Below are 25139 nucleotides of genomic sequence, written 5' to 3' on the forward strand. Positions count from 1 at the left end.
TAGTTCAATTTGCGCTATGCAGCGCTAAAAAATTAGCAAATAATGAGGCTCACACAAACGGGATTAGAATGAGGACTATGAACACGATTTTAACCACACAATGCGATGATGATGTTGGTCTAATTGCCAAGATCACCGGTCTTTGTCATCAGCATAATTTAAACATTACACGTAATAACGAATTTGTAGATAAAGACGCTAAACGCTTTTTTATGCGTACAGAGTTAAGCGGCGTTATTTCAGATGATTTTTTACCAAGCCTTGCTGAGCTACTTCCTGATGGCGCAGAGCTTGCGCTGCATAGCAGTGAAAAAACCAAAGTGGTATTGCTTGCCACCAAAGAAGCACATTGTTTAGGTGGTGTATTACTTAAGCAATTCGAAAAAGCATTAAACATCGAAGTACTGGCTGTGATTGCCAACTATGCAGACTTAGCTCCTCTGGCTGCAGGCTTTGGCGTGCCGTTTCATGTAGTATCGCACGAAGGTTTAAGCCGTGCTGAGCATGATCAACAAGTGGGTGATTTAATTGCCAGCTATCAGCCTGACATTATCGGCCTTGCTAAATATATGCGTATTTTAAGCCCTGAATTTGTGGCGCGCTTTGAAGGTAAGATTATTAATATTCACCATTCGTTTTTGCCTGCCTTTATTGGTGCGAAGCCTTACCATCAGGCATTTGAGCGCGGTGTAAAAATAATTGGTGCGACCGCTCACTTTGTTAATAACGAGCTTGATGAAGGGCCGATTATTTTACAAGATGTGACACATGTTAGCCATGCGGATACCGCTGAGATGATGGCAAAAATGGGGAAAGATGTTGAGAAAACGGTGTTTTGCAAAGCGCTGCAACTCGCGTCTGAACATAAACTGTTTATCAATGGAAATCGAACCGTGGTGTTCGCTTAAGCAATAAAATGAAGAGGCTGTATGGCCTCTTTATTGTTGTTATTATCTTTTGTTATGCCGACTCAATAGGCTCTAGTTGTAATTTAGAGGCAATTAATACCGCTTGAGTACGGTTATACACACCTAGCTTTCTAAAAATTGCAGTAATGTGTGCTTTCACTGTCGCTTCAGAAATATGTAACTCGTAAGCAATCTGTTTGTTTAACAAGCCTTCGTGTAAGTATTGTAAAACTTTATATTGCTGTGGCGTAAGCGATGCAACTTGAGCGGCAATTTCTTTATCTTCGCCATCAACATCAGAGACTTTATCTTTTAATTCTGATGGTAGCCACACATCACCCTCAAGAATGTGGTTGATTGCCATGGCAATATCATCTGACGATGATGATTTTGGAATGAATCCCATTGCACCATAGGCCATTACTTTAGAGACAACGTTAATATCTTCGCTGCCAGAAACAACAGCAATTGGTAAGCTAGGATAATCTTCGCGAATGCGAATAAGGCCGTATAAATCGCCATTGCCTGGCATGTGAAGGTCTAGTAGTAAGATATCAAGATCTTCTTGTTCGTTTAACACCTGTAAAGTGGTCTCAAAGTTTTCCGATTCAAACACTTCTAAATCAGCGAACTTAGCACTTAATGCCCCTTTCAGCGCTTCACGAAATAACGGATGATCGTCCGCTATTAAAAACTGACTCATGGTTCACTCCTAATAAATTCGGCTGACACCTATTTCTAAGTGACAGCCGATATACTACGTTTAGAATCAACTTCTAATCAAGTTTTTAACGTGATTTTAACGATTTAATCGGTTTTCGATTAGTTCATCTACCACACTTGGATCGGCAAGAGTTGATGTATCACCTAGCTGTTGATGCTCATTTGCCGCAATTTTACGTAAAATTCGACGCATGATCTTACCAGAACGTGTTTTCGGTAGACCCGGAGACCATTGGATCATATCTGGTGAAGCAATTGGGCTTAGTTCTTTACGAACCCAGTTACGCACTTCTTTTGTTAGTTCATCGCTCACTACAACACCCTCATTTGGTGTGATGTAAACATAAATGCCCTGACCCTTAATGTCATGCGGATAACCAACTACAGCAGCTTCTGCTACAGCTTCGTGAGCAACCAATGCACTTTCAATTTCTGCCGTACCTAGGCGGTGGCCTGATACATTAAGTACATCGTCCACACGGCCAGTGATCCAGTAGTAACCATCTTCATCACGGCGACAACCATCACCGGTGAAATACACACCAGGGTAAGCTGAGAAATAAGTTTGTTCAAAGCGTTCATGGTCACCATAAACTGTACGAGCTTGTGACGGCCAGCTATCTAAAATAACAAGGTTGCCATCAACCGCGCCTTCGAGTGTATTACCTTCAGCATCAAAAAGTGCCGGTGCAATACCAAAGAAAGGACGAGTTGCAGAGCCTGGTTTCATATCTGTCGCACCTGGTAACGGTGTGATCATGATGCCACCAGTTTCTGTTTGCCACCACGTATCTACAATTGGGCAGTTTTCGTTACCAATGTGCTCGTAATACCAAGCCCACGCTTCAGGGTTAATCGGCTCACCCACTGAACCCATGATACGTAAACTATTGCGTGTTGAGGTAGCTGTTGGCTCATCACCTTTCGCCATTAAAGCACGGATAGCTGTTGGTGCAGTGTAAAGGATAGTCACGTTGTGCTTATCAATCACTTCACCCATACGACCCGCCGTTGGATACGTTGGTACACCTTCAAAAACCACTTGCGTACAGCCGTTTACTAATGGCCCATAGGCAATATAGCTGTGACCTGTGATCCAGCCCACATCAGCGCTACACCAGAAGATATCGTCTTCTTTTAGGTCAAACACGTATTCATGTGTCATTGATGCATAAACGAGGTAACCACCGGTAGTATGAACCACCCCTTTTGGTTGACCTGTTGAGCCAGAGGTATAAAGAATGAAAAGCGGATCTTCTGCATTCATTGGCTCTGGTTCACACTCAGCAGGTAGGTCAGCGACAAGTTCATGCCACCAAATATCGTGGCTATTCCACTCAACTTCGCCACCGGTTAACTGATGCACAATAACGTGTTCAACCGTAGTTACTGAGTCTTGTGATACCGCTTCATCAACATTTGCTTTAAGTGGTACACAGTTGCCAGCACGGCGACCTTCGTCTGAAGTAATTACCACTTTAGCGCCTGAGTCATTAATTCGGTCAGCAATCGCTGATGGAGAGAAACCACCAAATACCACAGAATGAATCGCGCCAATACGCGCACATGCTTGCATAGCGTAAATAGCTTGCGGTGTCATAGGCATGTAAATAGCAACGCGATCACCTTTTGATACGCCTAACTTTTTAAGGCCATTTGCCAATTTTGCTACTTCGTCGTGAAGTTGTTGGTAGCTGATATTTTCGCTGTGTTCAGGGTTGTCACCTTCCCAAATAAGGGCTGTTTTATCTGCTTTAGTAGCAAGGTGGCGGTCAATACAGTTATATGAAGCGTTAAGTTGGCCGTCTTCATACCAGCGGATGCTGATGTGGCCTTTGTCGAATGAGGTGTTTTTTACTTTATTATAAGGAGTTGACCAATCAAGGCGTTTACCGTGCTCTCGCCAAAATCCTTCAGGGTCATCGATAGATTGCTTATACATTGTATTATATTTATCGTTATCAACTAATGCTGCATTCTTGATATGCGCTGGTACTGGATAGATACTTTCTGACATTGTTGTCGTCTCCATTTTAATTACTTGCCTTCGGCCTGCCTCAAGGATCACTCAGCAAAGCCCCTGAAAGTATTAGACCTTAGTTGTATATCTTGTCATTTCACAAAAAACTTCGAAATCGCCTTCTATAATCTAGTTCAATGTTCGCAGGTAAGCGATTTTGAGTCGCTTACCACCTTAGTCTAATAGACCAATAGATAATTGAGAGAAGTCATTTCTTAAACAACAGTGATACAACAACATTAATGCAATCAACAAGTAGCTTCGACAGGAATACACATTATGACAACAACAAAAGTAACCGCATTAAAAACACTGACAGCTTCGGCTGTTTTATGTGCACTTGCAGGTACCGCTAACGCTGCAACCATTGGTAACACCGACGTTTCTTATGGTGGCTATGTAAAACTAGATGCGATGTGGAGTGATTACTCTGCAGGTGTACCAGCCGGTGGCAGCATTGGCCGTGACTTCTATGTCCCAAGTACAACACCCGTGGGCGCAGACAGCGACAGTGATGCTGTCTTTGATATGCATGCTCGCCAGTCTCGATTTAGCCTAGGCACAGCAACTAAATTAGATGATGGGAAAACAATTAAAACCAAAATAGAAATCGATTTCCTTGCTTCTGCACCAGGTGGAAATGAGCGTGTTACAAACTCATATGCACCGCGTATACGCCAAGCATTTGTAACTTATGATGGATGGTTATTTGGTCAAGCTTGGTCAAACTTCCAAAACGTTGGCGCCCTTCCTGAAACCTTAGACTTTGTTGGCCCAGCAGAAGGTACAGTGTTTGCTCGCCAAGCACAAATTCGCTACACAACAGGTAACTGGTCATTCTCTGTTGAAAACCCTGAAAGCACAGTCACTGTAGGTGGTGCTCGTGTGGCGACTGATGATGCCTCAATGCCTGACTTTACAGCACGTTATGCCCATAAGGCTGATTGGGGTGAGCTTGTTGTAACAGGTCTGGCACGCCAGCTTACTTATAAACAAAATGGCATTGATGCGGATACATCATCGTTTGGTATCAGCGCATCAGGTAAAGTAAATTTTGGTGAAAATAATCTTAAATTTATGCTTACACAAGGTTCTGGTTTAGGCCGCTATGTTGGTTTAAATGTTGCTCATGGTGCAGTACTTGATGGCGATGATCTTGATGCGATTGATTCAACATCTGGCTTTATTGCTTATCAACAAAACTGGAGCAGCCAATGGCGCTCAACCTTCCTGTATTCATTCTTCTCTGCTGATAACAATACTGACTTATTAGCTATGTCTATAGACCCAACAAAGACAAGCCAAAGCTTTAGCGCTAACCTATTGTATTCACCAGTTAAAAAATTGACTTTTGGGGTTGAATTCAAACATGCAGAACGTGAGCTTGAAAGTGGTACTGATGGCGATATGGATCGTCTGCAATTTTCTGCAAAATACGTGTTTTAAAGTTAAAAGTTTTACTTCCTGAAGCGGCTTCGGCCGCTTTTTTTTTATCAAGCGTTTGGATTCTCCTGCGTTGCATTTTTAAAAACATTTCAAGCCCTACAAAAACTTAATTGCAAATCGTTCTCATTTAGTTTAGATTACGCGTTAATTTCATTATTAATTGAACTAATTGGAACTTTGCATGTCATCAACAAAATTTTTGCGCTTATCGCAGTTAAGCCTAGTGACCTCAGCACTACTTAGTGGACACGCTTTAGCTGAACAACAAAAAGAAGAACAAGCTATTGAAAAAATAGCTGTTTATGGCCAGCATCATAAAAATTACATCACCGAAGAAGCACAGTCAGCAACTAAGTTAGGACTAACAATTAAAGAAACACCACAGTCAATCTCTGTTGTTTCACGTGCATTAATGGATGATTTCTCCCTCGATAACCTAAATGCCGTATTAGAAAGCACTCCTGGTGTGACTGTTGAACAAATCGAAACTGACCGTACTTATTTTAAAGCCCGTGGTTTTGAGATCACCAACTTCCAAGTTAATGGCATGGGTATGCCACAAGATAACGGTTCAATACAAGGTACTCTAGATACCTCTATTTTTGATAGTGTTGAAATTGTACGTGGTGCCAACGGTTTAATGACAGGTGCTGGTAACCCATCTGCAACCGTCAACATGGTTCTAAAGCGCCCTACTTACCAAACACAAGTAAATGCATCTGTATCGTATGGTTCATGGGATAACAAACGTCTAGAGCTTGATGCATCAACTGCTCTCAACGAAAACCATGCAGTGCGTGCTGTATTCACCAAGCACAAAACAGAGTCATACCTTGACCGTTACGAGCAAGATAAAACAATTTATTACCTAGCCTACGAAGGTCAGCTTACTGATAGCACAGTTGTAACTGCTAACTATGTAAATCAAAAGAAAGATGCCGACAGCCCACTTTGGGGCGCGCTACCGCTTTATTATAGCGATGGTACTGCAACAAACTTTGATACCTCAACTAGCACAGCGTCTGATTGGTCATATTGGAATAACACAACAGAGCAGTTGTTCTTATCAATTGAGCAAGCAATTACCAATACTTGGTTCTTAAAAGCAAGCTACGCACACTTAGAAAATGAGCAAGACTCAGAACTTTTCTATGTTTACGGTACCCCAGACAGAGAAACAGGTCTTGGCTTAACAGGTTACGCAAGTGAATATGACCACAAAGATAAGCACGACATTTTAGATATTTACGCAACGGGTAAATTTGATTTATTTGGTATGGAACATGACCTATCTTTTGGCGTAAACCAAGCAGATATTGATTACAAAGATAAATCACTGTATGACTACACGACTGGTAATGGCTTCCCTGCAATGCCGGAGCTAGGTGGGTGGAATGGTGTTGCGCCAGTGCCAACACTTACTGATGGTTTAACAGGTGCTGATATCACCAGCCGTCAACGTTCTGCGTATATTTCAACACGTATCCGTGCCACAGATGCTTTCAGTATTTTAGCTGGTGTAAGCCAAGTAAACTGGGAAACAGAGGGCGAGTCATATGGTAAAGCAAAAGATAAAGACAGTGAGCAAACTGTGCCTTACTTCGGTGCTGTGTACGATATCAACGAAAGCTTATCAACTTACGCAAGCTACACTGAAACCTTTGTGCCACAAACTGAACGTGACATCAATGGCGATTACTTAGACCCAATCACAGGTAAAAGCAGCGAGATTGGTGTAAAAGCACAGCTACTTGATGATAACTTATTTGTTACTCTTGCCTATTTTGATGCTAAACAGGAAGGTCTTGCTGTTGCCGTGCCAGGTTCACTTCCTGATGATACACGTTATTATGGTGCTGATGGCATAAACAGTGATGGTTTTGAGGTAGAATTAAGCGGTCAAATTAACGATACCTTGAGTGCGAGTTTCAGTTACAGTAATTTAAATATTGATGGTGATGACCTAGTTAAAGACTACACACCAGAAAATCAATTCAAACTTGCTGTAACACACAAAGTACCTGAAGTTGATGGCTTAACTTTTGGCTTAAATTATCAATGGCAAGACGACACCAAGCGTGTACAAATTCGTGATGCTGATACTAATGCCCCTCTCATTACCACAACGCAAGATGCTTATGGCTTATTAAATCTAATGGCGACTTATGACATCAATGATAATGTAAGTGTTAACCTTAATATCAACAACGTCACTAATGAAAAATATCTTCATAGCCTGTTCTGGGCACAAGGCTATTACGGCGCACCACGTAACTACTCAGTGTCTTTCAACTGGCAGTTATAAGCTTTGAGCTAGAAGTTTAAAGCTTAAGTACTGAAAAGCCGCATCATCTGCGGCTTTTTCATGAAAGAGTTGCAAGAGTAAAGTTAGAAAAGGGAAAGTTACAGTCACTATCGCGTGTTCTGACAGCTGAAAGCTACACGCAACCACAGAATACCGCCAACAATCTAGTGATTAAACGCGATATAAAATATAAGCACCCATAAAAAAACCGCTAACAATGTAGCGGTCTTTTTTGTGTTAAGTGCGGGTCAAATCACGCTTAACTGTACTCTTTAGTAGTGTTTATAGCTCGTCTTCAGCTATTAGGCCTGCATCTTCACCATCTTCTGGTTGTACAGTTGCCTGTAGTAATAGCATCTCACGTAACTTACCTTCGATCTCATCTGCGATCTCAGGGTTATCTTTTAAGAACTTAATTGAGTTTGCCTTACCTTGACCAACTTTATTGCCATTGTAGCTGTACCAAGCACCTGATTTTTCAACAATCTTATGCTTAACACCTAAGTCGATTAGCTCACCTTGCTTAGAAATACCTTCACCATACATGATGATAAATTCAGCTTGTTTAAACGGCGGCGCAACCTTGTTCTTAACAACTTTCACGCGGGTTTCGTTACCAACAACCTCGTCGCCTTCTTTTACTGAACCAATACGACGAATATCAATACGTACTGAAGCGTAGAATTTAAGCGCGTTACCACCGGTTGTTGTTTCTGGGTTACCAAACATAACACCAATTTTCATACGGATTTGGTTGATGAAAATACACAGCGTATTTGAACGCTTGATGTTACCTGTAAGCTTACGTAGTGCTTGTGACATTAAGCGAGCTTGTAAGCCCATGTGTGAATCACCCATGTCGCCTTCGATTTCAGCTTTAGGTGTTAAAGCAGCTACCGAGTCGACAATCACAACATCAACAGCACTTGAACGAACTAACATGTCACAAATTTCTAATGCTTGCTCACCAGTATCTGGTTGAGAAACAAGTAATTCGTCAATGTTTACACCCAGTTTTTGAGCGTATACAGGATCCAGAGCGTGCTCAGCATCTACGAATGCACAGGTTTTACCTTGCTTTTGAGCTTCAGCGATAACTTGTAAAGTAAGCGTTGTTTTACCTGATGATTCAGGACCATACACTTCAACAATACGGCCCGTAGGTAAACCACCAATACCTAATGCGATATCGATACCTAGTGAACCTGTTGAGATAGCTTCAATGTCTAGGGCTTTGTTGTCGCCCAGTTTCATAATTGAGCCTTTACCAAATTGACGCTCAATTTGTGATAAAGCAGCATCTAAGGCTTTTTGTTTGTTATCGTTCATTCTGTTCTCCAAATCCGGCTAATGCAGACAGTATACTGTATGAAATCACAGTATCAAGCTAATTTTCTGATTTTATCAATTCAATTACAGTTTTTAATGAATAAACAATAGCTTGCAGTCTAACTTCAGCTCTATCTCCTGAGAAAACCTGTTCGCTTGGGTAGTTTTTTCCGGCAAAATGAATACAAAACCATACCAGCCCTACAGGTTTATCCAGTGTTCCACCACCGGGGCCTGCAATCCCTGAGATAGCAATTGCAATATCTGCGTTTGCAGCTTTTGCAGCACCCGATGCCATTTCAAGCACGGTTTGCTCACTGACAGCACCAAAATTGTTTAATGTTTGCTCACTAACACCTATTAATTGCTGTTTTGCTTGATTGCTATAAGTAACAAACGCACGGTCAATATAATTCGAACTGCCGGGGGTATCAGTTAACGCATAACTAACGCCACCACCAGTGCATGATTCTGCGGTAGTGATCCATAAGCGTTTATCCGTTAAAATAGCTCCTAATTTCGCAGCAAGTGTTTTAATCTCTTGATGTAATTCCATATTCAGCCTTTGGGTAAATACATGTCGTTTGATCTTTATGCACCGCACACTATAAAACAACAAACCCCTATGATGCAGCAGTATCTAAAAATAAAAGCCGAGCATCGGGATATTCTATTGTTTTATCGTATGGGCGATTTTTACGAACTTTTCTTTGATGACGCTAAACGTGCAGCGCAACTTCTTGATATTTCTCAAACTCATCGCGGTAAAGCCGGTGGTGATCCAATACCAATGGCAGGTGTGCCTTATCATGCCGTTGAAAACTACCTAGCTCGCCTTGTACAAATGGGTGAATCAGTAGCTATTTGCGAGCAAATTGGCGACCCCGCCACCAGCAAAGGCCCTGTGGAACGTAAAGTTGTGCGTATTGTTACCCCTGGCACAATTTCTGACGAAGCGTTACTACAAGAGCGCCAAGACAACCTTCTGACCAGTGTTTGGCAAAACAAGCAAGGCTTATATGGAGTTGCCTATCTTGATATAAACTCTGGTCGATTCAATGTATTAGAAGTTAATACTGATGAAGCATTTAGCTCAACATTACAGCGTTTAGCACCGGCAGAGTTACTTTATAGTGAAACCTTTGCGAATGTGCACTTAATTGAGCACATTAAAGGTGCACGTCGTCGCCCTGAATGGGAATTCGATCTAGATACTGCGCAGCATTTACTGTGCGACCAATTTGGCACTAAAGATCTGGTTGGTTTTGGTGTAGACAAAGCACATGCCGCTTTAGTGGCTGCGGGCTGTTTAATGCAATACGTAAAAGATACGCAGCGCATTGCCCTGCCGCATATTCGTGCCATTACCCTTGAGCAAAACGAACATGCAGTGATCTTAGATGCAGCCACCCGTAAAAATCTTGAACTTACCGTTAACTTATCGGGTGGTTATGAAAATACCCTTGCGCAAGTACTTGATAAAACGGCGACAGCGATGGGTTCTCGCTTATTAAAACGCCGTATTCATACACCGGTGCGCAGTAAAACAGAGCTCAACTCTCGACTCAACGCTATTAGCGCCATTATTGATGCGCAATTATGTGGTGAACTGCAAGAGTCGTTAAAACAAATTGGTGACATTGAACGTGTCATCGCCCGTTTAGCACTTTGTACCGCAAGACCACGTGATTTAACGCGCCTGCGTAGTGCACTGCAAGCACTAGCACCACTACACGAATTACTGATGGATGCTAATGACCCACGTATTAGCCAAATCATTGCTCAGTCGCAACAGTTACCTGAACTACAAGATTTACTCGAACGTGCTGTAATCGAAACCCCACCAGTACTTATCCGTGATGGTGGCGTTATTGCACCGGGCTATAATAGTGAGCTTGATGAATGGCGTGCACTAAGCCAAGGTGCAACCGATATTCTTGAAAAGCTTGAAGAGCGTGAGCGAGAGCGCACTGGCATTAGCACTTTAAAAATTGGCTACAACAAAGTGCATGGCTTTTTTATTGAAGTAAGCCGCGCCAATTCTCATTTAGTGCCTGCAGATTATATTCGTCGCCAAACGCTAAAAAACAATGAGCGTTATATTATCCCTGAGCTAAAAGAGCATGAAGATAAAGTACTTGGTAGCCAATCAAAAGCACTTGCGCTTGAAAAACAGCTTTACGAGCAACTGTTCGAATTTATTGCTCCGCACATTGAACAGTTACAAACTATGGCTGCCGTACTGGCTGATTTAGATGTTTTAAACAATTTGGCAGAACGAGCACAAGCGCTTAATTATGCTAAGCCAACACTGTGCGATAACGATAACATCAGTATTAAACAAGGTCGCCACCCGGTGGTTGAACAGGTAATGAAAGACCCGTTTATTGCCAACCCAGTGGAGCTTAATAACGACCGTAAAATGTTGATTATCACAGGTCCAAATATGGGTGGTAAATCAACCTATATGCGTCAAACTGCACTTATCGTGCTAATGGCACACATTGGCTCTTATGTGCCTGCAGATAGTGCTGAAATCGGAAATATTGACCGTATCTTTACACGTATTGGGGCAAGCGATGATTTAGCATCAGGGCGTTCAACTTTCATGGTTGAGATGACAGAAACGGCAACTATTTTAAATAACGCCACAGCACAATCACTGGTGCTAATGGATGAAATTGGTCGCGGTACTTCGACCTATGATGGTTTATCACTAGCCTATGCAACAGCTGACTATTTAGCTTCAAAAATTGCCGCTAAAACCTTATTTGCAACTCACTATTTTGAGTTAACAGAGCTGGCCGAACAAAAAACAGGGTTGGTAAATGTGCATTTAGATGCCATTGAGCATAACGACACCATTGCCTTTATGCATACTGTGCTTGAAGGCGCAGCAAGCAAAAGCTTTGGCCTACAAGTTGCTGCCTTGGCCGGTGTTCCAAAAGCGGTGATCCAACAAGCCAAACAAAAGCTAAAAATGCTCGAAAACCACCAACCTGTCACGGCCCCCATTGAGCAGCAACAGCAAACATTAAGTTTTGATGATGAACCGTCTGAGCTTGAATTAACCTTAAAACAGCTTGATCCAGACAGCCTAACGCCAAGACAAGCACACCAACTACTGTATCAATTAAAAGATTTACTGTAGGTATAACATAGATATAAAAAAAGCTGACGCAATGTCAGCTTTTTTGTGTGTTCTAGACCCTAAAGCCTATGTATTGTTGTCTAATTTGCTATATATCAGGTGAATTGGTCAAATAAGCTATCAGTGCTTAAACCTTCATGTTGCAATATGTCTTTTAAGCGACGTAGTGCTTCCACCTGAATTTGTCTTACACGCTCACGTGTTAAGCCAATTTCACGACCAACATCTTCTAAAGTTGATGGCTCATAACCGAGTAAACCAAAACGTCGAGCGAGTACTTCGCGTTGTTTAGGGTTTAACTCACCTAACCAATCAACAATGTGTTTGTTAATGTCGTTATTTTGTACTTCTCCCTCAGGACCAGAGCCTTTTTCATCGGCTATGATATCAAGCAGAGCTTTATCGTTTTCACCACCAATAGGAGTGTCAACTGAAGTTATCTTTTCATTTAAACGCAGCATTTTAGTCACGTCTTCAACCGGCTTATCTAAGCACTCTGCAATTTCTTCTGCGGTTGGTTCGTGGTCTAACTTCTGGGTTAGTTCACGTGCAGTTCTTAAATACACATTTAGTTCTTTAACTACGTGAATTGGTAAACGAATTGTACGTGTTTGGTTCATGATGGCGCGTTCAATGGTTTGACGGATCCACCATGTTGCATAGGTTGAAAAGCGAAAACCACGTTCTGGGTCAAATTTTTCAACAGCTCGGATAAGGCCTAGATTACCTTCTTCAATAAGGTCAAGTAGTGCAAGGCCACGATTGTTATGACGGCGGGCAATTTTCACTACTAGACGTAAATTACTTTCAATCATTCGCTTGCGAGAGGCTTCACAGCCTTTCAATGCTTTGCGAGCAAAAAATACTTCTTCTTCTGCACTTAATAGTGGAGAAAAACCAATTTCACCTAAATACAGCTGGGTTGCATCTAAGTTTTTAGCAACTTCGTCTTTTGCAAATATATCTTCTTCGTTATCAACTTCTTCTAATAGTTCAGAAGCATCATCTTCGACTACCGTGTCATCAAATTTATCGTCAATCGCGTCAGTTGTTTTCTCTAGTTTTGCTGTGTGACCCATAAGCGTCCTCCCGAGCAAATATGTGATTGAGCTAAATCACTTTTATCAATACCCTAATGGCTAAGGTAGATACTTAGCAGGATTGACTGCTTGACCCCGATAACGAATTTCAAATCTCAAAGCCGTAACCGAAGAGTCTGAACTGCCCATTTCTGCTATTTTCTGCCCTGCCTTTACTTCCTGTTTTTCCTTTACAAGCAACGTTGAATTATGCGCGTAAGCACTTAGGTAATCATCATTATGTTTCAAAATAATTAAATTACCGTAACCTCGCAACGCGTTACCCGCGTATACCACAGTTCCGTGTGCAGCAGCTAAAACAGAAGCCCCCTCTTTGTTAGTGATCTGTAACCCTTTAAAGCCGTTTTCTTTATTAGAAAAGCGTCGCGTGACCTTGCCCTTAGCCGGCCAGCTCCATACAACTTTAGAATTAGAATTACCGTTTTTGTCACTAATTATTTTGTTGGCCTGTTTCTGAACATACTCTCGTTGTTTTGGCTGATCAAGCTCTTTCTTTAATTTTTTGTTATTTTTTTGTGTGGAAAAAGTAGACTTTTTACTCGAATTCGTATATTTTTTCGCCTTTTTGTGTTTTTGTTCCTGCTTTGTAATCAAGATACGTTGGCCGGGAAAGATAGTGTAAGGTGCTGGAATATTGTTTATTTTTGCGAGGGTTCGAAAATCTCGTTGAGAACTAAAGGCAATTGAATATAAAGTATCACCCTTTTTCACTGTGTATTTTGAGCCTGTGATATTTACTTTGCGCGTCGTCGGCTTTACATGATTATCTAAACTACTGACCGGAGCGGGTGCTTCGCGAGACGTACAGCCAAAGAGCAAAATACTAGTAAACAAAGTAACATAGACTGTTATCTGCCTGCTCATCGTAAAATGCTCCTTATCGTACTAACTAATGGTTTTATGGCTTATCGTAGTAAAAAGTACGCAACCACCACTAAAACAACCAATCCCCAGCCAAGGGCTTCAACATATTGACGTAATTTTTGCTCCATTTTAACTCCACCCCATTTCATTAGTGCCGAAACAAGAAAGAAACGTGCCCCACGACCAACAGCAGAAGCAAGTAAAAATGGCAAAAATGCCATCTGCATTAGACCTGCGCCTATGGTAAATACCTTATAGGGGATAGGCGAAAATCCAGCTAAGAAAACCACCCAAACACCGTAATTCTCAAACCAGCTTAGGGCTGTATCAAATTTAGCTTGCCAACCCATTTGCGCAATAAGAGGTTCAACGACTGGTTCGAATAACCAAAAGCCAAGTAAATAACCTAAAATACCACCAACCACAGAAGCAGTGGTGGTAAAACTGGCAAAGCGCCATGCTTTATCTGGCTGTGCAAGCGACATCGGTGCTAGCATGACATCAGGCGGCACCGGAAAAAAAACAGATTCAGCAAAACTCATCCCTGCTAAATAACGCTCAGCATGTCGGTGTTTAGCCCATACAAGCGCCATATCATATAACTTAGTAAACAACTTCAAAGTATTAGGTCCTATTCAATATCACCAGGCACCAAAGGTACAAATCTCACTGGTGCAACTTTATGTTCTGTAAATGTGTCGCCATTTCTAACAACCATCATTAATTGCTGATCTTGCTCACCAATGGGTGCAATCATCACGCCACCATCAGCAAGTTGTTCAAGTAATCCGTGCGGCATTGTTGCTGCCGCAGCAGTGACAATGATCCCCTCAAAGGGCGCTTGTGACTGCCATCCTTGCCAGCCATCGCCATGCTTCATGGTGACATTGTATAAATCAAGCTTATGTAAGCGGCGCTTCGCTTGCCACTGTAGTGCTTTAATGCGCTCAACTGAGCACACTTTGGTGAAGGTTTTAGCTAAAATCGCTGTTTGGTAGCCAGACCCAGTGCCTATCTCAAGCACTTTATCGCGAACCCCAGCTAAACGAAGTAACTCTGTCATACGTGCAACAATGTAAGGCTGCGAAATAGTTTGCCCTTGACCAATTGGTAATGCGGTATTTTGATAGGCTTTATGCTGTAAAACATCATCAACAAAGATATGGCGAGGCGTTGTTGCAATTGCCTCTAGCACGACACTGTCTTCGACACCCTCGCGCTTTAATAATTCAGCTAATGCAAGTGCACTGCGATTATAATTAGTCAGCACCATTAATCTCCATATTTGCTAACCAGCTATCAACGGCTTGTAGGCTTTCTTTAGCCGTCATATCAACACTAAGTGGTGTGACTGATGCGTAGCCATTATTAATGGCATAAAAATCAGTGCCTTCCCCTGCATCACTTTCAGCACCCAAGGTACCATACCAGTATATATCGCGACCCCATGGATCTTGCTGTTTAGTCATGGTTTCGGCTTTATGGCGTGCTCCTAAGCGTGTTACTTTCACGCCTTTTAATTCAACAAGTGGCACGTCAGGTACGTTTAGATTGATAATTTGATCTTTTGGTAACGGGTGCGAAGCTAATTCTTTAATGATACTCACAGCAACAGCGGCGGCGGTTTCAAAATGATCCCCTTCTTTAGAACACAAAGATACGGCGATAGCCGGAAGCCCTAAATGGCGGCCCTCGGTTGCAGCAGCAACAGTGCCTGAATACAAAGTATCATCACCTAGGTTGGCACCATGATTAATGCCTGCAACCACAAGATCCGGCTGCTCATCCATTAACTCATTGACACCAAGGTGCACACAATCAGTTGGCGTGCCATTAATGGAAATAAAACCATTTTCTAAGGTTGTTGCACGCAGTGGATTCATTAAGGTCAATGAATTACTTGCACCACTGCAATTACGATCAGGTGCAACAAGTGTCACATCAGCAATTTGGGTCAGGGCTTGATATAAAACTGCGATCCCTTTTGCATTTACACCATCATCATTACTTAATAAAATTTTCATCTACGCATCCTTTTGTTTTTGTTCTTTTGGGCTGGCATCTTGATAGTCCACCAGCTCACGCAACAAGGCTGTGGCAAAACACCCTTTTGGTAACCCAAAGCTCAGCTTTAATGTTGTCTCGTCTAGGGTTTCAACCGCTAATGAATCTGGGATCAAGCGTAACATTCTACGCTCGTTTTTAAGACCAAGTTCGCTAAGGCCAGCTATCCAAGACTGATAAGGTTCGAGCCACGTTTTTTCGGCCTCGGTAAGGCCTTTTTCACCTTTACCAACCATAGGGGCCGACATCACGATATCGCCAGACGCTAAGCGGGCAATATTATCGTCGCTAATGTTATCTTCAAAAAAGGCATTGCTGCCACTTAACATAAATACTTCGCGGTGCATGGTTTTCGCAAGGCCATGTTCAGCAACGCGCAAGCTCACAATTTCATTAAACACATAAGAGCGCGCTGCAGAGATCACTAAACCTCGTAATTTTTTGTCGCGAATACGCTCTCCGGCAAACATGCGTTTTGCCATTTCAAGGTTGTGCCCACCATGACCAAAGCGTTGTTCACCAAAGTAATTAGGCACACCGGCACGCACCGCGTTAATACGGCATAAAATATCCAGTGGTTCAGTCACATTACGTAAAGTGATGGTGAAGCGGTTGCCTTTATGGCAGCCGGTTCTGAGTTTGCGATTGTGGCGCTGTTGCGAAATAACAAAAAACTGCTCGTTATTCAGTTCACTAAATTCAATATGCTTTTTAATTGGCACTGGCACACTAAACCATTGTGTACATACACCATGACGGTCTTTTAAGCCCGCATAACTCACATCACGCGGGGAAACACCGGCTTTTTCAGCAATACGTTTAGCAACAAACTGAGTGTTTTCACCTTTTTTTACCACTTGTAAGCAGACATGCTCACCAGAGCCTGTAAACTCAATGCCCAAGTCTTCATCAACCATAAAATCTTCGGCAGTGGTTTTAAAATCAGCTTTCGAAAGAGGTTTGCCGTAAAGGTAATTTAGTTCACTCATCAATCTTGTTTTCTCATAATTACAACAGCATGGCTTGAGATACCTTCTTTACGACCTTCAAAGCCCAACTTCTCTGTAGTTGTTGCTTTTACATTCACTTGTGAAATATCTGCTTCAAGGTCTTGGCATAAGTTTTCACGCATTGCTTGAATATGTGGCAACATTTTGGGGGCTTGAGCAACAATCGTGACATCGGCATTGCCAAGAACGTAACCTTGCTCTTTAGCAAGCCCAACCACGTGGCGTAGCAAAATTCGGCTATCAATATTTTCGTATTCGCTCGCAGTATCAGGGAAGTGCTTGCCAATATCGCCCATTGCAAGTGCACCTAATATTGCATCGCATAAAGCATGAATTGCCACATCACCATCAGAATGCGCTAAAAAGCCTTGTGGATAATCAATTTTTTCACCACAAATCACCAGTGGCCCTTCGCCACCAAATTTGTGTACATCAAAGCCATGGCCAATTCGAATCATGAGGTACTCTCGTTTTGTTGTTTTTGCAATAAAAATGCTGCTAAATCTAAATCTTCAGGGGTGGTGATTTTAATATTATCACTGCGACCAGCAACCAGCTTAACAGGCTGTTTGGCCCATTCAATTGCCGATGCCTCATCAGTAATAGTCACACCACTTTGAAGGGCATTTGATAGCGCATCGGTCAGCAATTTGTAAGGGAAAAACTGAGGGGTTAGCGCCTGCCATAAATCGTCACGTGGCACTGTTTGCTCACTGTGGGTATAGCCGCGCTTTATGGTGTCTTTTACTTTTGATGCCAAAATACCGCCTTCATTGGCAGCAGTACATTCAGCGATTAAACGCTGAATATCTGCCAAGCACACTAACGGCCTTGCCGCATCGTGAACAAGTACCCAGTCAGGTGGGTTGTCAGCAAGTGATAGCAAGGCGTTTAGCACTGAATCGGCGCGTTCTTTACCACCACTCACACGTTCAATTCGCGCATCTATATACGGTAAATCGGCAAAATAGCCATCATCATCACTAATAGCGACTTTTATGGTATTAAGGCATTCAAGCTCAGCAAGCTTGCTTAAGGTATGCTCTAAAATAGTTTTACCCGCAAGCTCGATATATTGTTTAGGCGCCGAATGTTGCATTCGACTCCCTACTCCCGCAGCGGGAACAATTGCGGTAATAATTTGTTTATTGTTCATTATACTGCTGACCTGGTAATACTCGAATAAAGGTTTCACCAGGTTTAATCATTCCTAATTCGTTACGCGCTCGTTCTTCAATACCCTCTTGACCAAGCTTTAAATCTTTAATGTCGGCTTTTAGTACCGTATTACGTTTTAATAATTTAGCATTCGTATCTTGATGTGATGCTACGGCTTGTTTTAAACGAGTGTAATCTTGCACTCCATTATGGCCAAACCACAAACGGTACTGAATAAATAATGCCAAACATAACAAGGCGAATTGAAAAACCCGCATTGAACACTCCTTCGCGGTTAAATTAAGTCAAAGGGCGTTTTAGATTACGCCAATTTATATTACTTGCTAGTAGCATTTCTCTTAATGACAAACGCTTAGGTGTTATGCGCTTATTGTATTGCCACTGATGACCACAGCATGCAGCTGTCATAACCAATTTTGATGGCTTTAATATTTGCGCTGGTATGTGTTCTAGTGACTCTCCCGACACATCAAACCAACCTAGCTCATTACAATGTACCTTATTGTCGCTTACTTGATCTAAGCTGTCTATGCGCACCCTTGTACATTGCTCATCATTAATTAACACAGGAACAATTAACCCGCGCTTAGCATATTTAGTGTAAAAATTTTTTGAGTCTTCTTTACTGTAGACCGGAGGCGATGCCTTTTGTTTCTCGAGCCAACTACCATTTTGCGAATCAAGTTGTAATGGTGCATCACCGCTTACGATACGCATCGCTAAACGCTCTATGTAGTAAGGCAAACTTGCTAATAAGCGTTTTAGCCTTGCTGCATCTGGTTCATCAACTAACCGTGGGATCTCACGAGCATAAAACGCGTTACATAACTGTGCATACAATGCTCGTTCGGCATCTGTTTGCCAAATTTCAGCTTGTTGTGACGTTTCACTTTGTGAATGAGAAATAGACAATGCGCGCTCTTATAAAACAATTGCTTGACTGTTTTATAGCATAGAGCGTTTATTGAGCGCTACTTTACTGCACCTTTTTTACCCAGTTTTGCATTACCAGATTCTAAAAACTGCACCACAGCATCACGCTTTTTACCTAGTAATAAACTACCATCGGCTAAAAACATAAAGTTTTGCCAACAACGCTTAAATACGGCAAAGCTGGTTTCGATAATATTGTCGCGCGCCATACAAAAATACACGGTCGTATTGGCTTCCCACTCTAAATGGTTAAGGATTTCTTCAGGTAGTTGCTCATCACCCGCTTCCCATGCATTTTCCCAGTTAACAGTTTCAGAAAAACTGTCATCTTTACCGCACCAATCTGTTTTATCAAAAAAGTCAGGGTGATCATGCTCACGGCTTACCATAGTGGTCCATAAAACCGCTGCGCGCTCAGCTGTCATTGGTTTTATTTGTGCGGCATCTTCTGCGCTTATCGGCATATCTTTATGACGAAAAACCCAGGCTTTTTTGTATTCATCTAACGAAATATAATTCATAGTTTAGGCAGTTTGTTTCAGGGTAAAATGTGCAAACTGCAATTATACCCAAATGACTCCAAGATGCGAGATAAACACATGACAATCAAACCCGGCATTTACCAACACTATAAAGGCCCAAAATACAAAGTAGAGTATGTTGCCACACACAGCGAAAGCAATGAGCCACTTGTTATTTACCAAGCGCTATACGGAGAATTTGGTATGTGGGCACGCCCGCTTAGTATGTTTACAGAAACGGTCACAGTAGAGGGTAAAACCGTACCACGCTTTGCATACCTTTCAGACGCCGACTAACTGTGGCATCATGACGTTATTAATCACTGCTCAGACCAGATAAGGTGACATCGTGCTTTTTAATTCAACCGATAACTACATTGCCAGTAATTCATTAAAACAAGCGGTTAACGCAGCTATCTTGCTCGAAAAGCCCCTGCTTATAAAAGGTGAACCCGGCACAGGTAAAACCATGCTGGCCGAAGAGCTTGCCAAAAGCTTAGACACCACGCTAATTCAATGGCACATCAAATCAACCACTAAAGCGCAGCAAGGCCTGTATGAATATGATGCAGTATCTCGTCTTCGCGACAGCCAATTAGGTGATGAGCGTGTGCACGATATCAGCAACTACATTGTAAAAGGGAAATTATGGCAAGCCTTTACTTATGGTGAGCAACATAACAAACGCCCTGTATTATTGATTGATGAAATTGACAAAGCCGATATTGAATTTCCCAACGACTTGCTATTAGAGCTCGATAAAATGGAGTTTCATGTTTATGAAACCGGTGAGCGCGTTGTTGCTAAGCAACGTCCTATTGTGATCATCACGTCAAATAACGAAAAAGAGCTGCCAGATGCCTTTTTACGTCGTTGTTTTTTCCATTACATTGATTTTCCTAGTAGTGAAGAAATGGCGCAAATTATCGATGTGCATCACCCGCATGTTAAACAAGATCTAGTACGCCAAGCACTTGAGGTGTTCTTTAATCTACGTGAAGTTAATGGCATTAAGAAAAAACCATCTACCAGTGAATTACTCGATTGGTTAAAGCTACTGATGGCTGAAGATATAGACGCTAAAACACTGCATGATAAAAGCCAAAAAGGCGGTTTAATGCCAATGTTTGGCGCGTTATTAAAGAACGAGCAAGACATTAGCTTAATCGAAAAACTTGCGTTTATGAGCCGCCGTTAAGATGTTAATTGCGTTTTTCTTTAAGCTTCGCGAATACCGCTTACCTGTTAGTTTGCGAGAACTACTTGATTTGATCAATGCGCTCAAGCAAGGGGTTATTTTTGCCGACGTTGACGCGTTTTATTACTTAGCGCGTACCATCATGGTTAAAGATGAAACCCACTTTGATCGCTTTGATAAAGCCTTTGCTGATTACTTTAGTGGCGTGGCCGACCTTGATCTGCTCGAAAGCTTAAAACAGCAACATGCCTTGCCTGATGATTGGCTGCGTAAAGAGTTTGAAAAGCACTTAAGCGAAGAAGAAAAAGCGCAATTACAAGCCATGGGCGGCCTTGATAAACTCATGGAAACCCTCAAGCTGCGCCTTGAAGAGCAGCAAAAGCGCCATGCGGGGGGGAATAAATGGGTCGGTACCAGTGGCACTTCACCATTTGGCGCCTATGGTTATAACCCTGAAGGTGTGCGCATTGGTCAAGACGGTAACCGACATCGCCGTGCCGTTAAAGTATGGGATAAGCGCAGCTACCGTAACCTTGATAGCGACCGTGAAATTGGCTCACGCACAATTAAGCTTGCCCTAAAAAAACTGCGTAAATTTGCCCGTACTGGTGCCAGCGATACCCTCGATTTAACCGAAACCATCCGCGCAACTGCAAAGCAAGGCGGCATGCTCGATGTAAAAATGGCACCTGAGCGCCACAATGCAGTAAAAGTATTGATGCTGTTTGATATCGGCGGTTCAATGGATGATTACATTCATACCTGCGAAGAGCTATTTAGCGCCGCTCATAGCGAATTTAAGCACCTAGAGTTTTACTATTTTCATAACTGTTTATATGAGCATGTTTGGCAAGATAATCAGCGTCGTCACTCAAACGTAATTGATACCATGACCTTGATTAACAAGTTCACCAGCGACTACAAGGTGATCTTTGTTGGCGATGCCACCATGGGCCCCTACGAAATCGCCTACCCCGGTGGCAGCGTTGAGCATTGGAATGAAGAACCCGGCAGCGCTTGGCTAAACCGCATAACTAATCACTTTGATAAAGTCGCTTGGCTCAACCCGCAACCCGTTGAACACTGGCGCTATTATCAATCAATTGATTTGATAAAGCAGTTAATGGATAACCGCATGTACCCACTCACGCTAGATGGGATTAGTAATGCAATTAGGGAGTTGAGTTAAGATTGTAGGCGCGATTTTACATCGCGCAAACTTTACTAATAACTTAAGGCTTACGACAGTTTCACCGTTGGGTTTCGCTTCGCTCAAACCAACCTACATTATCTTCCAAACCAAAAACACCAGCGCAAAGCCTACTAAATAAACCAAGCCTAGCCAGCTTAGGGTGCGTAATAAAGGTGAGTGATGAATACTGGCTTCTGAGCGCACTAAGCTAAAGTTCAGCCACGCAAAGACAGGGGTCGTGACAAAAGCGAGGGTCATTGCAAAAGTAAGCATTGGGCCTAGGGCCGATTTAAAGAATAAAATCACAGCCATGCCAGCAAATGCTTGCAATAATAACCACATATTTAAACTGTGTTTAGACTGTTTAATCGGTAGCAGTTTATGCGACTCATTTAATGTTCTGGCGTAGCCATCAAGCACTGTTAGCGTGGTGCCAAACATACATAAAAAAGCGATACCTGAAACCAGTGGCCTTGCCCACTCGCCCATAGTGAGGGCGTACATATCAATTAGCTGCTTTGCAAAGGCAACGCCACCTAATTGCACAGCCTGGGCTTGACCGTATTGCACTAATACACCTAGTGAGAAAAATACTAATGCAAGTGCTGCGGTAAGCCAGTAACCCAAATTAAAATCAAACAAGCCTTGTTGTTTTGTCAGCGCTTGTTGGTGCTGCTTTTCTTTTAGCCACAGTGAGCTAATTGCTGATATTTCGATAGGAGCAGGCATCCAGCCCATAAGCGCCACCATAAAGCCAAGCATGGCAAGCTCATAAGGCGACGGGCCCACGTAGTCAACAGGAGCCATAGGACCATTATTAATAGCGACAACTAACGCAGCTAAGGTGGTAACCGTTAACAGCCCCATAATTAGCTTTGAAACATTATCGAGCGCCTTAAAATGCCCCAACAATAAAATAAGCAAACACACAGCTAAAATCAGCCAGCATAATAGCGTTACAGAAACCGTAACAGGCAATGCGTAGTGCAGCAGGCTGGCCGTTAATAACAAAACCCCAGCGGTGTTCACCACAGCGGCAACAATATTAAGCGCAATAAAACTATAGAAATACCCCGGCCCTTTTTGCTTGTAGCCCTCAACTAAACTTTGTTTGGTCGCAAGCGTGTACTCCATGCCAAATCGAAAGAATGGGTACTTCAATACATTAACTACTATGATTAGCCAAAATAATTGCCAACCGAATAACGACCCGGCTTGTGTTGATGCCACTAAGTGTGAGCCACCAATGGCAGCTGTGGCCATTAAAATACCCGGCCCTAATGCATTTAATTTAGATTGCCAATTTGATACTGCTGATTGCATATGCTTTGTGTGTTTTATTCTTAGTAACAAGCAACTTACAGCGTTTTAGGTGAGATTGGAAGCAGAGCACGTTAGCAAGTTAGCTAACGAATCAAGTAACTCGCTAACTTTTGGAACTTCAATCTGACGGCTGAATATTAAAACCAAAAAAGCCAAACGTTTCACAACGGTTGGCTTTCTTAGTTTGATTGTAAACGCTAGATTCTAGCTAAACCTAGCGCGGCACTTTATTAAGTAAAATTAAGTTAAATCCATTTCCTGAATAATTTCGTGGGCAATTTCCGGAGTTGTACTGACCGGCTTTTCGTGTAGTTTGGCTTTCATTTGCCCTTTACGATGTTTCAATGATGCATCTAGTTTTTTTGCAGCATTTGCAATTGCTGGGTACATCACCTCGTCTTCACCTTTTACTGATAAGCGTGCGCCTTCATAGGTCGTGCTTATCTCAGCTTGGTATTTGTGATGCTCTTTTGAAAGAATAATATCGAGAGATATTAATGATGGAAAATGGCTAGCAATTTTCGAGAACTTCTCGTTGATATGAGCTCTAACAGCCTCAGTAACGTCAACATGATGACCAGAAATATTAATCTTCATAGGGTATCCTTTTTTCTTGTTACCTGACAGTTAGTATTGGGGGCGAATTGAATTAACACAAGCGAAAATTGCAGATAATTAGTAATTGATTGTAACCACAGATGATTTAGATCATGCGTTGCGGATAAAATATGCAAAAGCCCGCATCACACGGGCTTTTTATAAAGGTTAACAACAGTTCATTAAGTGTACGAGCAACAGTAGTCAGCAAAGTCTGATACCTTCACGCGGAATGTCACGTGTGCGTCTACGTTAAATGAATCTCCAGCTTTCATGGCTTGCCACTCAGTTTCGCCAGGCAGTAATACTTGCCACTCTCCTGCTAGTAACTCCATATGCTCTTTCTGATTTGTACCAAACTCAAATTCTCCCGGCTGCATAAAGCCCAATGTTTTAGTGCTGCCATCGGCGAATAGCACAACACGGCTCGAAACTTTACCATCAAAATAGACATTCGCTTTTTTTACAACACTTACACTGTCAAACTGAGTCATACTTACTCCTGTTATGTTTTATTATTAACGTATAAACATTGCCAGTTGTCGGTTTAGCATTCAAGAGTGGCTGGGTGAGAAATAATCAAGTCGGGTTAGCTGTCAGTTTTAAGCCGATCGTGCAATTGTGGTAGGTCGTGCTTTAGCGCGACAGAGTGTGGTAATGGTTTACTGGCTCTTCAATCGCAATAGGTTCATTTGAATAACACTTGTTTCCCTCTTAACAAATTAAAAGGGGTCACTCTTAAGATATTTTAAGTGTTAGACGTTGATTTTAATACAAAATGGACTAACTTTCTGAAAATAAATCTTTTATCGATAAATTTTCAATCAAGCAGAAAACTGTGAATTTTGCTAGACAAGCTATCATAATAATTGGTGAAGTAATGAAAAAATTGCTTACAATCTGTTTGTGCACATTCAGCGTATTGTCACACGCTTATTCTTCAGAAAGAGCCATAGCAAATTTATCATCAGACTATGCCACTTGTGCAGCATATTATCTATTCATGGCCAAAGGCCTTGAAGCCAGTGACTCTGATAGTTCTCAGCTGACTAGAATGGGAATATTAGCCTTTGAGGGTGCAGTAATGCTTTCAAATAAAAAAGTCACAAAGTCTCGTGTAAAGTTAAGTTATCAACAATTCGTAGAAGAAACAGGCAGTAACTTTTCCAATTCTGCAATTCTAATCGAGAAATATGGTTTGATATGTAAATCCGTTCTTGAAAATCCTGAAACACGCTTAAACTACTGGCTTAATAAAAAGTAACACAAAAGCATT

The 25139-nt window shown here is 42.1% G+C and carries 26 protein-coding genes; 8 read left to right on the forward strand and 18 right to left on the reverse strand.

Going from position 1 to position 25139, the window contains the following annotated elements:
• Window positions 1-77: 77 nt before the first annotated feature.
• On the forward strand, window positions 78-908 hold the full coding sequence (gene purU, locus QL229_RS00705; RefSeq protein ID WP_055021009.1) for a formyltetrahydrofolate deformylase: 831 nt from the start codon (window positions 78-80) through the stop codon (window positions 906-908).
• A 52-nt stretch (window positions 909-960) separates the two neighbouring features.
• Here the strand turns inward: purU and QL229_RS00710 are convergent, their stop codons facing one another.
• Complete coding sequence (locus QL229_RS00710) at window positions 961-1611, reverse strand: response regulator transcription factor (RefSeq protein ID WP_135926004.1); 651 nt, start codon at window positions 1609-1611, stop codon at window positions 961-963.
• Window positions 1612-1707: 96 nt separating this feature from the next.
• Window positions 1708-3648 (reverse strand): acetate--CoA ligase, encoded by a 1941-nt coding sequence (acs, locus tag QL229_RS00715; RefSeq protein WP_253038308.1) that lies wholly within the window; start codon window positions 3646-3648, stop codon window positions 1708-1710.
• A 282-nt stretch (window positions 3649-3930) separates the two neighbouring features.
• Here acs and QL229_RS00720 point away from each other — a divergent pair, with 282 nt between their 5' ends.
• Window positions 3931-5097 (forward strand): DcaP family trimeric outer membrane transporter, encoded by a 1167-nt coding sequence (locus QL229_RS00720; RefSeq protein ID WP_135926006.1) that lies wholly within the window; start codon window positions 3931-3933, stop codon window positions 5095-5097.
• A 181-nt stretch (window positions 5098-5278) separates the two neighbouring features.
• Entirely contained in the window at window positions 5279-7402 is a 2124-nt protein-coding gene (locus QL229_RS00725; protein WP_281546401.1) for a TonB-dependent siderophore receptor, read from the forward strand.
• A 282-nt stretch (window positions 7403-7684) separates the two neighbouring features.
• Here QL229_RS00725 and recA read toward each other — a convergent pair whose 3' ends face one another.
• On the reverse strand, window positions 7685-8731 hold the full coding sequence (recA, locus tag QL229_RS00730; protein ID WP_135926008.1) for a recombinase RecA: 1047 nt from the start codon (window positions 8729-8731) through the stop codon (window positions 7685-7687).
• Window positions 8732-8789: 58 nt separating this feature from the next.
• On the reverse strand, window positions 8790-9287 hold the full coding sequence (locus QL229_RS00735; protein ID WP_138558391.1) for a nicotinamide-nucleotide amidohydrolase family protein: 498 nt from the start codon (window positions 9285-9287) through the stop codon (window positions 8790-8792).
• A 21-nt stretch (window positions 9288-9308) separates the two neighbouring features.
• Here QL229_RS00735 and mutS point away from each other — a divergent pair, with 21 nt between their 5' ends.
• On the forward strand, window positions 9309-11882 hold the full coding sequence (mutS, locus tag QL229_RS00740) for a DNA mismatch repair protein MutS (protein WP_135926010.1): 2574 nt from the start codon (window positions 9309-9311) through the stop codon (window positions 11880-11882).
• A 95-nt stretch (window positions 11883-11977) separates the two neighbouring features.
• Here mutS and rpoS read toward each other — a convergent pair whose 3' ends face one another.
• Genes rpoS through QL229_RS00795 form a run of 11 tightly spaced genes read right to left on the reverse strand, consistent with a single transcriptional unit; the run spans window position 11978 to window position 19553 of the window.
• Complete coding sequence (gene rpoS, locus QL229_RS00745) at window positions 11978-12961, reverse strand: RNA polymerase sigma factor RpoS (protein WP_281546402.1); 984 nt, start codon at window positions 12959-12961, stop codon at window positions 11978-11980.
• 60 nt (window positions 12962-13021) lie between these two features.
• Window positions 13022-13846 (reverse strand): peptidoglycan DD-metalloendopeptidase family protein, encoded by an 825-nt coding sequence (locus QL229_RS00750; protein WP_138558393.1) that lies wholly within the window; start codon window positions 13844-13846, stop codon window positions 13022-13024.
• 41 nt (window positions 13847-13887) lie between these two features.
• Window positions 13888-14466: a YqaA family protein gene (locus tag QL229_RS00755; RefSeq protein ID WP_281546403.1), complete on the reverse strand. Its 579-nt coding sequence runs from the start codon at window positions 14464-14466 to the stop codon at window positions 13888-13890.
• Between the two features lie 11 nt (window positions 14467-14477).
• Complete coding sequence (locus QL229_RS00760) at window positions 14478-15116, reverse strand: protein-L-isoaspartate(D-aspartate) O-methyltransferase (protein WP_135926014.1); 639 nt, start codon at window positions 15114-15116, stop codon at window positions 14478-14480.
• A complete protein-coding gene (gene surE, locus QL229_RS00765; RefSeq protein WP_199526305.1) occupies window positions 15106-15870 on the reverse strand; it encodes a 5'/3'-nucleotidase SurE in 765 nt (254 codons plus the stop codon). The genes QL229_RS00760 and surE overlap by 11 nt, the downstream gene beginning before the upstream one ends.
• Complete coding sequence (locus QL229_RS00770; RefSeq protein ID WP_135926016.1) at window positions 15871-16899, reverse strand: tRNA pseudouridine(13) synthase TruD; 1029 nt, start codon at window positions 16897-16899, stop codon at window positions 15871-15873.
• Window positions 16899-17378: a 2-C-methyl-D-erythritol 2,4-cyclodiphosphate synthase gene (gene ispF, locus QL229_RS00775; RefSeq protein WP_135926017.1), complete on the reverse strand. Its 480-nt coding sequence runs from the start codon at window positions 17376-17378 to the stop codon at window positions 16899-16901. Before ispF ends, QL229_RS00770 begins: the two co-directional genes overlap by 1 nt.
• A complete protein-coding gene (ispD, locus tag QL229_RS00780) occupies window positions 17375-18076 on the reverse strand; it encodes a 2-C-methyl-D-erythritol 4-phosphate cytidylyltransferase (protein ID WP_281546404.1) in 702 nt (233 codons plus the stop codon). Before ispD ends, ispF begins: the two co-directional genes overlap by 4 nt.
• Window positions 18066-18356 carry a cell division protein FtsB gene (gene ftsB, locus QL229_RS00785; protein WP_135926019.1) on the reverse strand — a complete coding sequence of 97 codons (291 nt, stop codon included), beginning with the start codon at window positions 18354-18356 and terminating at the stop codon, window positions 18066-18068. The genes ispD and ftsB overlap by 11 nt, the downstream gene beginning before the upstream one ends.
• 22 nt (window positions 18357-18378) lie before the next feature.
• Complete coding sequence (locus QL229_RS00790) at window positions 18379-19011, reverse strand: hypothetical protein (RefSeq protein ID WP_135926020.1); 633 nt, start codon at window positions 19009-19011, stop codon at window positions 18379-18381.
• A 59-nt stretch (window positions 19012-19070) separates the two neighbouring features.
• Entirely contained in the window at window positions 19071-19553 is a 483-nt protein-coding gene (locus tag QL229_RS00795; RefSeq protein WP_135926021.1) for a DUF2947 domain-containing protein, read from the reverse strand.
• A gap of 78 nt (window positions 19554-19631) precedes the next feature.
• On the opposite strand from QL229_RS00795, the gene QL229_RS00800 reads away from it, so the two are divergent.
• Genes QL229_RS00800 through QL229_RS00810 form a run of 3 tightly spaced genes read left to right on the forward strand, consistent with a single transcriptional unit; the run spans window position 19632 to window position 21940 of the window.
• Window positions 19632-19850 carry a DUF1653 domain-containing protein gene (locus tag QL229_RS00800; protein ID WP_138558398.1) on the forward strand — a complete coding sequence of 73 codons (219 nt, stop codon included), beginning with the start codon at window positions 19632-19634 and terminating at the stop codon, window positions 19848-19850.
• A 52-nt stretch (window positions 19851-19902) separates the two neighbouring features.
• Window positions 19903-20751: a MoxR family ATPase gene (locus tag QL229_RS00805; protein ID WP_135926022.1), complete on the forward strand. Its 849-nt coding sequence runs from the start codon at window positions 19903-19905 to the stop codon at window positions 20749-20751.
• Between the two features lies 1 nt (window position 20752).
• Window positions 20753-21940 (forward strand): VWA domain-containing protein, encoded by a 1188-nt coding sequence (locus QL229_RS00810; RefSeq protein ID WP_281546405.1) that lies wholly within the window; start codon window positions 20753-20755, stop codon window positions 21938-21940.
• 93 nt (window positions 21941-22033) lie between these two features.
• Here the strand turns inward: QL229_RS00810 and QL229_RS00815 are convergent, their stop codons facing one another.
• The 3 genes from QL229_RS00815 to QL229_RS00825 form a co-directional block, all read right to left on the reverse strand.
• The gene (locus tag QL229_RS00815) at window positions 22034-23266 is read right to left on the reverse strand and encodes a divalent metal cation transporter (protein ID WP_281546406.1); all 1233 of its coding nucleotides are present in this window, start codon (window positions 23264-23266) and stop codon (window positions 22034-22036) included.
• A gap of 240 nt (window positions 23267-23506) precedes the next feature.
• On the reverse strand, window positions 23507-23863 hold the full coding sequence (raiA, locus tag QL229_RS00820; RefSeq protein ID WP_135926025.1) for a ribosome-associated translation inhibitor RaiA: 357 nt from the start codon (window positions 23861-23863) through the stop codon (window positions 23507-23509).
• A gap of 182 nt (window positions 23864-24045) precedes the next feature.
• The gene (locus QL229_RS00825) at window positions 24046-24357 is read right to left on the reverse strand and encodes a pyrimidine/purine nucleoside phosphorylase (RefSeq protein WP_135926026.1); all 312 of its coding nucleotides are present in this window, start codon (window positions 24355-24357) and stop codon (window positions 24046-24048) included.
• Window positions 24358-24701: 344 nt separating this feature from the next.
• Between QL229_RS00825 and QL229_RS00830 the strand changes: the two genes are divergently transcribed.
• Complete coding sequence (locus QL229_RS00830; RefSeq protein ID WP_281546407.1) at window positions 24702-25127, forward strand: hypothetical protein; 426 nt, start codon at window positions 24702-24704, stop codon at window positions 25125-25127.
• Window positions 25128-25139 lie beyond the last annotated feature (12 nt).

This window comes from Pseudoalteromonas sp. PAR1 (assembly GCF_947311895.1).
GTDB classification, from domain to species: Bacteria; Pseudomonadota; Gammaproteobacteria; order Enterobacterales; family Alteromonadaceae; genus Pseudoalteromonas; species Pseudoalteromonas lipolytica_C.